Here is a 12,523-nt window from a genome sequence, read left to right as displayed (position 1 = left end):
ATCTCGTTACGAGCCCGTACCTGCGCTCATGATCGGCTTGCGGCGGGGCCGGCGCTTCTCGTCCGCGACCGCGGAACTCTCGGGCTGGAGCGGCGGAGAATCATCCGACATCGGCGCCAGCGCGCTCATCACGCGCTCGGGCGGGAAGGTGACGATCACTTCGGTGCCGATGCGCAGCTTCGATTTCAGCGTGAACGTACCGCCATGCAGGTCGACCAGATTCTTGGCGATCGGCAGGCCGAGGCCGGCGCCCTGTTCGGCCGACTTGATCGAGTTGGAGCCTTGGCCGAACGAGGCCAGCACGACCGGGATCTCGTCCTCGGGGATTCCGGAGCCGGTATCCTTCACCGAGAGATATTGTCCGCCTGAGGCCGTCCAGCCCGCTTTGAGCCAGATCTCGCCGCCTTGCGGAGTGAATTTGATCGAGTTGGAGAGCAGGTTGAGCACGACCTGGCGGATCGCGCGCTCGTCGGCCCAGAGCCGCGGCATTGCCTGCTCGAACACCTCGTGGATGGTGATGCCACGGCTCGAGGCGCGCAGCTTCATCAAATGATGGCAGTCGGCGACGATGCCGACCAGCGAGACCGCTTCCTCGTTGAGCTCGTAGCGGCCAGCCTCGATCCGCGACAGATCGAGGATCTCGTTGATGAGGTTGAGCAGGTGGACGCCGGAATTGTGGATGTCGGCCGAGTACTCCTTGTAGACCGGCACGGCATGCGCGCCGAAAATCTCGCTCTTCATCACCTCGGAGAAGCCGAGGATCGCATTGAGCGGTGTCCGCAGTTCGTGGCTCATCTGCGCCAGAAAGCGCGACTTGGCGACATTGGCGGATTCGGCGCGGTGGCGCGCCTCGTCCGAGATCGCCTTGGCCTGTTCGAGCTCGCCGATCAGCGCGTCCTTCTCGGCGCGCGCCTCGAGCGTGGCGAAGGTCGAAAAGTGCAGACGGTGGGCCAGCAGCACGAAATAGCCTTCAGCGGCGAGGGCGAGCGCGGCCAGGATGTAATTGTCCAGCGAGCCGGTCATCACGAAGCTCAGCGCCATCGCGACCGCGACCGGTGCGGTGGCGGCGAGGGCGGCGATCGGCAGATTGGCGGCCAGCATGCTCGATACTGCGATCACCAGCAGCATCAGGAACATCATCAGCGATTCCGTGATCATGTCGAGCACGGGATGGATCAGGATCGCCATCCAGCAAAGGCCATAGAGCAGGTCGAGGACGACGAAGCGTGTCTGCCATGCGCGCGTTCCCGCGGGCGAGGCGGGCTCGGCCAGGAAGCGGTGGCAGCTGCGGATCATCGCGGCATGGATGCAAAGCATGCCGGCGGTCCAGGCCGTGGCCGGGATCGGCTGCATCCACAGCCCAAACAGCACGCCCGTCGCGACCACAAGCAGCATCACGACATAGGAGGCCGACAGCCGGGTCTGGGCGTAATGGCGCAGCATCTCGGCGTCGAAAGCCGGCCGGGTTCCACTGGTCGACGTTAACTTGTCGCGCGCCTCGCGCACCCGCTGTGCCGCAGCCCGGCGATGGCTCGCCGACGGCACGCTCACCGGCTCGGCCGGAAGCTGCACAACCTCGGGCTTTTCAGCGGGTTTACTCATCGCACAACAACAATTCCTGCCCGCGCGGGACGGGCCTTCTGCATTGTCTATCTCTGGCAAGAAATCCTTAAGAGGTGACTTAAGGAGCTAAAGAATTACGTTAACCCGGCGTTAATTTTGGATCCGGTGTGAGCCGCTCAATGCAGCGCCGCGTGCTGTGCGATGTACACCACTGCTCCCGCCAGATAGCCGGCGAGCGCCGGGAGGGCGATGCGACGGGCGTACCAGAGGAACTCGATGCGCTCGAGCCCCATGGCGGCGACGCCTGCGGCCGAGCCGATGATCAGAATCGAGCCGCCGGTGCCGGCGCAATAGGCGATGAATTCCCAGATGAAGCTGTCGGGTGGATAATGCGCGAGGTCGTACATACCCATCGTCGCGGCGACCAGCGGCACGTTGTCGATGACGGCGCTGAGCAGCCCGAGCACGATCACGATGATGTCCTGTCGGCCGATCGCGGTGTCCAGCCATTTGGCCAGCATGGAGAGCAGGCCGGCATGTTCGAGGCAGGCAACCGCGAGCAAGATTCCGAGGAAGAACACGATCGAGCCCATGTCGATCCGCGTCAGCGCATTCGCAAGCGTGAGCGGACCGCGGACATGCTCATCCTTATTGCGATGAACGATCTCGCCGACCAACCACACGATGCCAAGCCCGAGCAGGACGCCCATGAACGGCGGCAGGTGCGTGACCGTCTTGAAGGCGGGCACCGCAATCAGCACGCCGAGTCCGAGATAGAACATCACGTTCCGCTCGAACGGATCGACGCCCTGCAATCCGTCCTCTTTCGGCGGCGGTGCGATGGTCTTGCCCTTGAGCGAAAAGCTGATGAATGCGAGCGGCACCAGCAGGTTCAGCAGCGAGGGCAGGAACACCCCGCCCATGATTTTTAGGGGCGAAATCTGTCCGCCGATCCACAGCATGGTCGTGGTGACGTCGCCGATCACGGTCCATGCACCACCGGCATTTGCGGCGATGACGATGAGTGAGGCGAACAGCAAGCGGTCGTCGCGCTTGGCGATCAACCGCTGGATCAGCGAGACCATGACGATGGTGGTGGTCAGATTGTCGAGGATTGCGCTGAGGAAGAAGGTCACGAAGCCAATCAGCCATATCAGACGGACCTGGCTGGTCGTGCTGATGCGGGAGGTGATGACCTCGAAACCGTCATGGGCGTCGATGACCTCGACGATGGTCATCGCGCCAACCAGAAAGAACACGATCTGCGCGGTGGCGGCGACGGACTCGTCAAGCTGACGGCCGACCAGCGTGTGGTCGCCGGTCGCGAGCGCGTAGATTGTCCAGAGCACGCCCGCGCCGAGTAGAGCAGACGCGCTCTTGTTCACCCCGATCGGATGCTCAAGCGCGATCGCCGCATAGGCGAGGACGAAGATTGCGGCGAGTGCGATCAGCAAGGCAGGATCACTTCGTCAGGTGTCAGCGATTAAGGCGCGCGAGCAGGCTCGACGTATCCCAGCGCTTGCCGCCTATCTTCTCGACCTCGGCGTAGAACTGGTCGACCAGCGCGGTCACGGGCAGGTTGGCGCCGTTGCGGCGGGCTTCAGCCAGTGAGATCGAGAGATCCTTGCGCATCCATTCGACCGCGAAGCCGAAATCGTACTTGTCCTCGTTCATGGTCTTGTAGCGGTTCTCCATCTGCCAGGACTGCGCGGCGCCCTTTGAGATGGTTTCGATCACGGCGGCGACGTCGAGGCCACTCTTCTTGGCGAAGTGAATACCCTCGGAGAGGCCCTGGACGAGGCCGGCGATGCAGATCTGGTTGACCATTTTGGTCAGCTGGCCGGAGCCGGCGGGCCCCAGCAATTTGCACATCCGCGCATAGGCGCCCGTGATGATCGGCTCGGCACCCACATAGGCGTCCTGCGTGCCGCCGCACATCACCGTCAGCACGCCGTTCTCGGCGCCGGCCTGGCCGCCGGACACGGGTGCGTCGATGAACTTGAAGCCGGCCTTGGTCGCGGCAGCATCAAGCTCACGCGCGACCTCGGCGGAAGCGGTGGTGTGGTCGACGAAGGTCGCACCCTTCTTCATGCCGGCAAACGCGCCGTCGGCACCGATCGTGACCGCGCGCAGATCGTTGTCGTTGCCGACGCAGCACATCACGAAATCCTGGCCCTCGGCTGCAGCCTTCGGGGTCGCCGCGGTCTTGCCGCCGAACTTGTCTGCCCACTCCTTCGCCTTGGCCGCGGTGCGGTTATAGACGGTGACCTCATGGCCCCCTTTTTTCACGAGGTGTCCGGCCATGGGGAAGCCCATCACGCCGAGACCGAGGAAAGCGACTTTAGCCATCTGTGGTACCTTGTCCGTAGTTTGGGTTTTACGGTTCTTGCCGGGCGAGGGCCGTCCGGTTCCGCCATTGCGGCAGATCGGCCGCACCATAAACCCTTGAGGCCGGAGGGCAACGGCTTCGTTTGGCCCCTGCCTGTGTTAGGATGGCGGACTTAAGGACTTCAAAAAAATGGAGCGAAGGCATGGGCGGCGTAAGCGTGGGCGTGCTCGATCATTTCAACATCCGGACCCGGAATCTGGCCGAGACCGCCCGCTTCTACGAGGACGTGCTGGGCCTGGAAAAAGGCCCCCGGCCGAATTTCGCCTTCCCCGGCGCCTGGATGTACAGCGAGGGTAAACCGGTGGTGCACCTGGTCGATATTTCTCCGACTGCCGAGCCACAAAAGCCGGATTCCGGCGTTGTCCACCACGTCGCCTTCGCCAGCCGCGGCTTTGACGGCATGAAACAGCGGCTGGCCTCAAAGGGGATGAAGTTCGACTCCCGCCAGGTGCCCGGCGGCGAACTCTGGCAGATCTTCGTCCATGACCCGAACGGGGTCATGATCGAGCTGAACTACGAAGCGGCCCTGGAGCAGGGCGCCGCGCCCGCCGAGATGGCTGACGATATCGGCAGGCAGTAGCCTTTTGGGCGTTTCCGCTCTAATGGGGCATCTTGAATTCTAGGAGATGCGCTTTGAGCGTGACGCAGCAACAGGTTCTCGACAGCCTCGCCAGGATCAAGTCGCCGCGCGGGGTCGCGCTCACCAATGCCAATGTGCTGAGCGCGATCAGCGCGGCCGACGGCAAGGTGTTCTTCTCGATCAATGTCGATGCCGCCGAGGCGCGCGCCTGGGAATCCGTCCGGGCCGAGGCCGAGGCCGCGGTGCGGGCCATTCCCGGCGTCACCACCGTCATGGTGGCGCTGACCGCCGAGCGCAAGGCCGGCGCGGCGCCGCCACCGCCGCCAACTCCCAGCCGCGGTACGCCAGGCGTGCAGCCGGTCCATGCCCACAAGCCGCCGCCGCAGGGCGGCGCCCAATCGCCGATGGCGCGGCAGTCCGAGATTCCGGGCGTCGCGGCCGTGATCGCGGTTGCCTCGGGCAAGGGCGGCGTCGGCAAGTCCACCACTGCTCTCAATCTTGCGCTGGGCCTGCGCGATCTGGGCCTCAAGGTCGGGCTGCTCGATGCCGACATCTACGGCCCCTCGGTGCCGCGGCTGACGGGCCTGCATGAGAAGCCGGAGCTGGATGGCGACCGCAAGATGATTCCGCTCAGGCGCTTTGGCCTGGCCATCATGTCGATCGGCTTCCTGGTGGAGGAAGAGACGGCGATGATCTGGCGCGGGCCGATGGTGATGTCGGCGGTGACGCAGATGTTGCGCGACGTCGCATGGGGGCAGCTCGACGTCCTCGTCGTCGACATGCCGCCAGGGACCGGCGATGCCCAGCTCACGCTGGCGCAGAACGTCCCTTTGAAAGGCGCCGTGATCGTCTCGACCCCGCAGGACCTGTCGCTGATCGACGCAAGGCGGGGGCTTGCGATGTTCAAGAAGGTCAACGTGCCCGTACTCGGTATCGTCGAGAACATGAGCTATTTCCAGTGCCCGCAATGCGGCACCAAATCCGACATTTTCGGCCATGGCGGCGCGCGTCACGAGGCCGAGAAGCTCGGGGTACCGTTCCTGGGCGAGGTCCCCCTGCACATGGCGATTCGCGCCACCTCCGATGCCGGCACGCCCGTGGTCGACAGCGAGCCGGACGGTCCCCATGCGGCGATCTACCGCGCCATCGCGGGACAGGTTCGGGGCCAGCTCAAGGGCGTCATCGCCGCCGCCTGAGCGGATCAAGCCCATCCCTTCAAAGCAATAGCCTGGGGACATGCGACTTTCGTAGAGCCCTGTCATGCCAATGTCGCGTTTCGAAAGCGGGGCTTCCGTGTTAAAGGCCCACGGCAGTCAAGCCCCTTCGGTTCGACGCGGCCCAAGAACGCGTCGCCGGAATGAGCGGCAGCAAAGAGGAAGTTAGGGGAAACGCCCCAACAAGGAGAGACTGAAGATGAAGCGTCGTGATTTTCTGAAAGTGTCGGCAGCCGGCGCGGCGGCGACCGCCGCGGTGGCCTCGCCGGCGATCGCGCAGTCCTCGCCCGAGATCAAGTGGCGCCTGACATCGAGCTTCCCGAAGTCGCTCGACACCATCTATGGCGGTGCCGAGCAGATGGCGAAGTACGTCGCCGAGATGACCGACAACAAGTTTCAGATCCAGGTCTTCCAGGCGGGTGAAATCGTCCCGGGCCTGCAGGCGCTGGATGCGACGCAGAAGGGCACCGTCGAGATGTGCCACACGGTGTCGTATTATTACGTCGGCAAAGACCCGACCTTCGCGATCTTCGCATCGGTGCCTTTCGGCCTGAACGCACGCCAGCAGAATTCCTGGCTGTACCAGGGCGGCGGCAACGAACTCGCCAACGAGTTCTTCAAGAAGACGAACGTGGTGGGCTTCCCCTGCGGCAACACCGGCACCCAGATGGGCGGCTGGTTCCGCAAGGAGATCAAGACCGTTGCCGACCTCTCGGGCCTCAAGATGCGCATTGGCGGCATTGCCGGCCAGGTGCTCCAGAAGGTCGGCGTGGTGCCGCAGCAGCTCGCCGGCGGCGACATCTATCCGTCGCTCGAGAAGGGCACCATCGACGCGGCCGAATGGGTCGGTCCCTACGATGACGAGAAGCTCGGCTTCGCCAAGGTCGCCAAGTACTATTACTACCCGGGTTTCTGGGAAGGTGGTCCGACCGTTCACGCCTTCGCCAACATCGACAAGTGGAACGAGCTGCCGAAGAACTACCAGGCGATCCTCACCAACGCGACCGTCAACACCAACACCTGGATGGCCGCGCGCTACGACATGGTGAACCCCGGCGCCCTGAAGCGTCTGGTCGCCGGCGGAACGCAGCTTCGCCCGTTCACCAACGAAGTTCTGGAAGCCTGTCTCAAGGCGACCAACGAATTGTGGGGCGAGATCTCGGCCAAGAACCCCGACTTCAAGAAGTCGATCGACGCCATGCAGGCCTACCGCTCCGACGAGTATCTGTGGTGGCAGGTTGCCGAATACACCTACGACAGCTTCATGATCCGCTCGCGCACTCGCGGTTGATCTTCGAATAAGCCGCAAGACGACAGGCCCGGTCTCGTTCGCGAGGCCGGGCTTTTTCTTTGGGACGAGGCTGCGGAGCGGCGTTGTCGCCGGGGTACGGGTGGGGCGTCCAACAAAAAATCTGAAAAACAACCCCATGCACAGTAGACGAGGGGTGAGAGGACAAGGCGCTGCGCGTGCAGCCAAGCGCTTGATGCGATGGAGCTAATTGGCAGGCAGGCCCAAGCATCGCGCGGTGGATGGGAACTTCGCATTTTAAGCGCAAAAGCGGGGTGAGCCCAGGCGGACCAAGCGAATGTTTCAGCGAGGGCCATTTGACTCGTCGGGCAAAACAGGAGCATAAAGGTATTATCGCATAATCCGAAATTGCTACCTCGGTGCCGCTCCGTGGGGTGATGATGAGCTTCGATCCCGATGAGGTTCAAAGCGCGCTGCGCAAGGCCTGGTCGTTGGCAACGGCCAGTCAATGGACGGCGAGCAATCCGGCGGCAGGACAATGCAACGTCACCTCGCTGCTGATCCACGAGCTCTTCGGCGGCGACATGCTGAAGATGCCGCTGCCTGCCGGCGACCATTTTTACAATCGCATCAAAGGCCGGCGGTATGACTTCACGGCGAGCCAATTTGATCAGCCGATTGCTTACAAGGATTTACCTGCAAGCCGTGCCGATGCGGGATTGGGAGCGACAAGCGATGAACTGGCCGAACTCAGAGCCGCCTTTCAGGAGCGTCGTACGAAGAAAAGGTAAGGGCCAATCGCAGACGGATGACAGGACTGTGCGCGGGAAATCAGCTGAACATCAATTCGCAAGACGGTCTTTGCTCATGCGCAGGATGACCACCACACCCTCATCCGACCAGTCAAAAGTTATAGCCCCGCCAAGCTGGGCGGCCATACTTCGGTGCACCAACTTGCTTCCAAAGCCTTCGAGCTTTGTTGGAGCGACAACGGGAGGACCGCCCCGTTCCGTCCACTTGACCACGACCTCGTCCTCGTGGGCGTTGCACGACACGTCCAGGGTACCACTTGAAAGCGACAGCGCACCGTATTTCGCAGAGTTGGTTGCCAGTTCATGCATTACCAAGGCGAGCGCTGTGCTGGAAGTCTCTCCCACGTTCATCTTGGGGACCGAGACGCGAATACGAACGCTGGCTCCCGTTTCATCGTACGGAGCAAGCAGAACAGAGATGAGGTCTCCAAGAAGCGTCCCCTCTCGATTTCGTCCTGGTACCGGGCGAACAAGGTCCTGAGCACGTCCAAGAGCGATCAGGCGGCTGGTCAGCTCATGGGCCATATCTTCTTTTGATGTTGCCGAGCGTGAGCTCATTTGAGTCAGCGCCGTTGCGATGGTGAGAAGGTTTTTCAGCCGGTGACTCATCTCGCCCGCCAGCAGCTCGTTGGCTTCCTCAGCTTGCTTGCGTTGGGTTACATCCAGGAAAATACCGAACATGGTTCGATCCGCGATGTCGGCGTCGTCGCCTTGGCCCCGAGCGGAGATCCAACGGATATCGCTTCCGGTTAGAATACGAAAATCTATTTCGTAGGAGCCGACGACTGCGCGAGTAGCGGCAAATGCCGATCTCACCCTCTCGAGATCGGCGGGGTGGATGTTTTTGGACAGTATCTCGAACGTAATTTTCTGCTCGCCCTTGGGCACCTCCCAAAGGTCGTACGCGGGTTCATCCATGGTGATGGCGTCGGTATCAACGTTCCACGACCATAGAGCGACACCGGCCGCGCGAGTGGCAGCCCGGAGGTGCCTTTCGTGCCACAACGGCATCGTCACCTGGCTAGCACACATTGCGCTTTGCTTTCCTGCATTTCCGGCCAAATCGGCCCCCCCCTGCCGACCGGTGATCGACAGATACCATACCCGGGCGAAAAGGTCTCGGTTCTATCGAAAGGGCGGGTTGAAGCCTGGTCCCGCGCCCGAGTTGGCTCAGAAGCGATCCTCCGCGAACGACCCATGAGGTTCGCCGGCGGCCATCAGCGGCGTTGTTGGTGAGCGATTACGCGTTGCTTCGCGAAACGCCTGAGTCTTCCCTTCCATGAATCAACACGGCCTCGGCAGCAGCTTCGTCGATCGCCGCCATCACGTCCGCGGTTGCGGAATGATGAATCATGTGACCCGCTCCGTCGATCCGGCGCAATTTGCTCTGCTTGATCTCGCCATGCAGCCTGACCGACTGCTTGATATCGATCATACGGTCGCCCTGACCCGCGATAATGATCGTCGGCATCTTGAGTTCAGCGTAAGCCTTCGCGCCTGAGAATGCGGCGGGGACCAACATCGTCGCTTCGGCCGCTGCGGCCCGCATCTGTGATGGACGCAGCGCCATTTCTTTCGGAAAGCCCGCGAACTTGGCCGGGACCGGCCGGGGCCCAAACAACTTGCGCAACGTCGCGGGCCACATCATCCGACCGGCTAGCGGCGAAATCGTGGAGCTGATGAGGTCCCCGAGCACCGGTAGGGCGGACAGCACTGACGCGGCGCTGTCCGAGCGGGGCGTCGGGAAATAATAGCCCGAGGCCAGCACGAGAGCCTGCACGACCGAAGGATGTCTTGTCGCCAGCGCAACCGCAACCGACGCGCCCCACGAATGGCCAAGGACAATCGCTTGAGAGACGCCGAGCTGATCGAGCGCCTTCTTGAACAGGTCCGCCTGGGCATCCGGGGTCCAGACGACGTGCCTCGGCCGCGAGCTATGCCCAAATCCGGGACGATCGAACACGATGACCCTGTAGTTTTCGGCTGCGAGATCGATCAATCCACTCGCGTCGAAATCCTGGACCAGGCTGCCATTGCCGTGAAACAAAACCAGCGGCTTGCCCCTGCCGCGTTCCAAATAGTGCAGGCGAACGCCATCGATATCGATGAACCGACCCTGCGGAGGATTATCGCGTTGCGCTTTGTTCGCGAGCCGCCGGTTTATGATTGCGCTAGCCGCGATGAAGGTACCTGCGGCAGCAAACGCGGCGGCGCCCGGATGTCGCGTGATGGCGGCCAGGCAATCGGATAGAAGGGAGCTGGAACGTGTTCGTCGTGCAAGGCGCATGTGCATTACCTTAGGTGGTCTGCACGACGCCCCATCAAATGAGAAATGTTGCAGCTGAGTTGAACGGTTCGCCGGGGTGTTCGTTCCTTGGCAGGATCGATGCGGCGCCGGCGGCGGGGCCCAAGGGGGCAAACGTCCGCGCCATCCGCGACCTCATCCGCAGGTGCCCTGATTGGCTTACAGGAACCTGACGGAAGGGAGCGGCGCCCCGCCGGGAAGTGCTTTTTCGCTGGCCGAGATGTCCCGGATGGTGGAAGACAGCGAAGATGCGGCGCGAGCCGTGCGGTGATACCGGAACTTCCCGCGGGAAAATGCGATGCGCCTTCTGATCGTCGAGGACAATGCCGAGCTGTCACGGCTCGTTGCCGGCGGGCTGTCGGCGGCCGGCTATGAGAGCGACATCGTCGGCAGCGCCGCCGAGGCGCGCGAAGCCGTGAGCAGTGTCAGCTATGCCGCGATGATCCTGGACCTCGGACTACCCGACGGCGATGGCCTGTCGGTGCTGCGCGAGCTGCGCCGGCAGATGGAGCCTTTGCCGGTGCTGGTGCTGACCGCGCGCGGCGGCTTGCAGGACCGCGTCAGCGGCCTGCGCAGCGGCGCCGACGACTATCTCGCCAAACCGTTCGCGATGGAGGAACTGGTGGCGCGGCTGGAGGCGATCCTGCGCCGTCCGGGCCAGTTGCTCGGCCGCTCGCTGCGCCTCGCCAACCTCGTCTATGACACCGAAAGCCGTCAGATCTTCGTCGACGACCAGCCGCGCATCATCTCCGCGCGCGAGACCTCGGTGCTTGAGATCCTGCTGCGCCGGCAGGGCAGGGTGGTGCCGAAGAAGAACGTCGAGGACCACATCTTCGGTCTCGACGGCGAAGTCGCCTCCAATGCGGTCGAGGTCTACGTCTCGCGGTTGCGCAAGCAGCTCGCCGAGCACGGCGCCAAGGTCGTGATCCACACCATCCGTGGCGTCGGCTATCTTATGGCCGAGGAGAAATAGCGTGGCCCGGATCGGATCTCACGCCGGATTCCGCGCCGGAATCCATGCGAGGTCGCCAACGTTCAAATCGCTAATCTGGCGCATCGTGTTCCTGCACATCGTGGCGGTCGCGGTGGTCGCGATCTTCCTGCCGCTGGTGCTGTTCTGGCTGCTCAATTCCGAGATCGACCAGTTGCATCGCGATGCCATGCGCGCGCAGGCCGAGGTGTTGGCCGAGCGCATCGTCGCCCAGCCCGACGGGCTGTTGACGTTCAACCTGCCGGACAGTCTCAAGGGCCTTTATTCGGAAGCCTATGGCCGCTACCAGTACGACATTCGCGATGCCGAGGGGAATCTGCTGTTCTCGTCGCGGCGCAAGACCGGCACTGCCACGGCCGCGCCTCCGCCGCTCTCCGAAACGATTTCCGGCGCCGGCGTCACTCGCATCATCGACGGCAAGGTGATGCGCATTCGCGTCGCGGAGGACCTCGCGCACCGCGACGTCATCATCGATGACATTGTCTCGAACTTCTTCCGGCGGGTCGGGTGGATCACGATTCCGATCCTGCTGGTCCTGCTCGCCATCGACATCATCATCTTTCGCCGCGCCGTCGCGCCGCTGTGGAAGGCCTCCGAGGAGGCGAGCAATATCGGCCCGGCGCGCACCGACATCCGCCTGCCGACGGAGCAGATCCCGCGCGAGATCATGCCGCTCGTCACCGCCGTCAACCAGGCGCTCGACCGCCTCGAGGACGGCTTTCGGGTGCAGCGGCAGTTCACCGCCGACGCCGCGCACCAACTGCGCACGCCGCTCGCGATCCTGCGCACGCGGATCGAGACGCTCGGCGACGGCGCTGCAAGGCAGGCGCTGCATGCCGATATCGAGGGCATGAGCCGCATTGTCGCGCAATTGCTGGAGATCGCCGAGCTCGACACGCTGGTGCTTGATCCCGGCGAGACCGCGGATTTGCGCGCAGTCTGCGCCGAGGTGGTCGGTTCGATCGCGCCGCTCGCGATCGCGCAGCACAAGGATATCGCGCTGAGGGGCACCGAGGCGCCGGTGCTGATCCACGGCAACTCCATGATGCTCCAGCGCGCGATCTTCAACCTCGCCGAAAACGCCATCAAGTTCACGGCAAAGGATACGTCGGTCGATGTCGATGTGAGCGAGAACGGTGCGGTGCGCGTGCGCGATTGCGGACCGGGAATTGCGGAAGCCGAGCGTGAATTGATCTTCCACCGCTTCTGGCGCGCCGACCGCCAGCGCAGCGACGGCGCCGGCCTCGGGCTCTCGATCGTGCGCGCGGTGGCGGATGATCACGCGGCAACGGTTGCGGTGGAGAATCTTCCGGGCGGCGGCGCGCAGTTCACGCTGCGGTTCAGGCTGGCGGAGAAGCGGGGCGACGTTGATTTGAACGCAGTGCGGCACTGACGCTGCACCCTCGCCCCTTGTGGGAGA

Annotated in this window: 11 protein-coding genes; 6 read left to right on the top strand and 5 right to left on the bottom strand. The window is 63.2% G+C overall.

Features of this window, described 5'->3' with window-relative positions; all coding sequences use genetic code 11:
* Positions 1 to 6: 6 nt before the first annotated feature.
* The 3 genes from FXB41_RS25030 to FXB41_RS25020 all read right to left on the bottom strand — a co-directional run bounded on the left by FXB41_RS25030 (position 7) and on the right by FXB41_RS25020 (position 3,912).
* Complete coding sequence (locus FXB41_RS25030) at positions 7 to 1,602, bottom strand: sensor histidine kinase (protein ID WP_219683551.1); 1,596 nt, start codon at positions 1,600 to 1,602, stop codon at positions 7 to 9.
* A gap of 137 nt (positions 1,603 to 1,739) precedes the next feature.
* Complete coding sequence (gene nhaD, locus FXB41_RS25025; RefSeq protein ID WP_007592600.1) at positions 1,740 to 3,017, bottom strand: sodium:proton antiporter NhaD; 1,278 nt, start codon at positions 3,015 to 3,017, stop codon at positions 1,740 to 1,742.
* A gap of 22 nt (positions 3,018 to 3,039) precedes the next feature.
* On the bottom strand, positions 3,040 to 3,912 hold the full coding sequence (locus tag FXB41_RS25020) for an NAD(P)-dependent oxidoreductase (protein WP_219683550.1): 873 nt from the start codon (positions 3,910 to 3,912) through the stop codon (positions 3,040 to 3,042).
* A 182-nt stretch (positions 3,913 to 4,094) separates the two neighbouring features.
* Between FXB41_RS25020 and FXB41_RS25015 the strand changes: the two genes are divergently transcribed.
* The 4 genes from FXB41_RS25015 (at position 4,095) to FXB41_RS25000 (ending at position 7,786) form a co-directional block, all read left to right on the top strand.
* Positions 4,095 to 4,532, top strand: coding sequence for a VOC family protein (locus FXB41_RS25015; protein ID WP_007592597.1), 438 nt, complete (start codon positions 4,095 to 4,097; stop codon positions 4,530 to 4,532).
* A 53-nt stretch (positions 4,533 to 4,585) separates the two neighbouring features.
* The gene (locus tag FXB41_RS25010) at positions 4,586 to 5,728 is read left to right on the top strand and encodes an Mrp/NBP35 family ATP-binding protein (RefSeq protein ID WP_219683549.1); all 1,143 of its coding nucleotides are present in this window, start codon (positions 4,586 to 4,588) and stop codon (positions 5,726 to 5,728) included.
* Positions 5,729 to 5,945: 217 nt separating this feature from the next.
* A complete protein-coding gene (locus FXB41_RS25005; protein ID WP_018459388.1) occupies positions 5,946 to 7,037 on the top strand; it encodes a TRAP transporter substrate-binding protein in 1,092 nt (363 codons plus the stop codon).
* Positions 7,038 to 7,432: 395 nt separating this feature from the next.
* A complete protein-coding gene (locus FXB41_RS25000; protein ID WP_446479883.1) occupies positions 7,433 to 7,786 on the top strand; it encodes a YunG family protein in 354 nt (117 codons plus the stop codon).
* Between the two features lie 51 nt (positions 7,787 to 7,837).
* On the opposite strand, the gene FXB41_RS24995 is transcribed toward FXB41_RS25000, so the two are convergent.
* On the bottom strand, positions 7,838 to 8,818 hold the full coding sequence (locus FXB41_RS24995) for a sensor histidine kinase (protein ID WP_219683604.1): 981 nt from the start codon (positions 8,816 to 8,818) through the stop codon (positions 7,838 to 7,840).
* A gap of 229 nt (positions 8,819 to 9,047) precedes the next feature.
* Positions 9,048 to 10,094: an alpha/beta fold hydrolase gene (locus FXB41_RS24990; protein WP_219683548.1), complete on the bottom strand. Its 1,047-nt coding sequence runs from the start codon at positions 10,092 to 10,094 to the stop codon at positions 9,048 to 9,050.
* A 316-nt stretch (positions 10,095 to 10,410) separates the two neighbouring features.
* On the opposite strand from FXB41_RS24990, the gene FXB41_RS24985 reads away from it, so the two are divergent.
* Complete coding sequence (locus FXB41_RS24985; RefSeq protein ID WP_007592584.1) at positions 10,411 to 11,085, top strand: response regulator transcription factor; 675 nt, start codon at positions 10,411 to 10,413, stop codon at positions 11,083 to 11,085.
* Position 11,086: 1 nt separating this feature from the next.
* Complete coding sequence (locus tag FXB41_RS24980; RefSeq protein WP_219683547.1) at positions 11,087 to 12,496, top strand: sensor histidine kinase; 1,410 nt, start codon at positions 11,087 to 11,089, stop codon at positions 12,494 to 12,496.
* The last annotated feature ends 27 nt before the right edge of the window (positions 12,497 to 12,523 follow it).

This window comes from Bradyrhizobium canariense (assembly GCF_019402665.1).
Taxonomy (GTDB): Bacteria; Pseudomonadota; Alphaproteobacteria; order Rhizobiales; family Xanthobacteraceae; genus Bradyrhizobium; species Bradyrhizobium canariense.
This window is presented reverse-complemented; position numbering and strand designations above follow the sequence as displayed.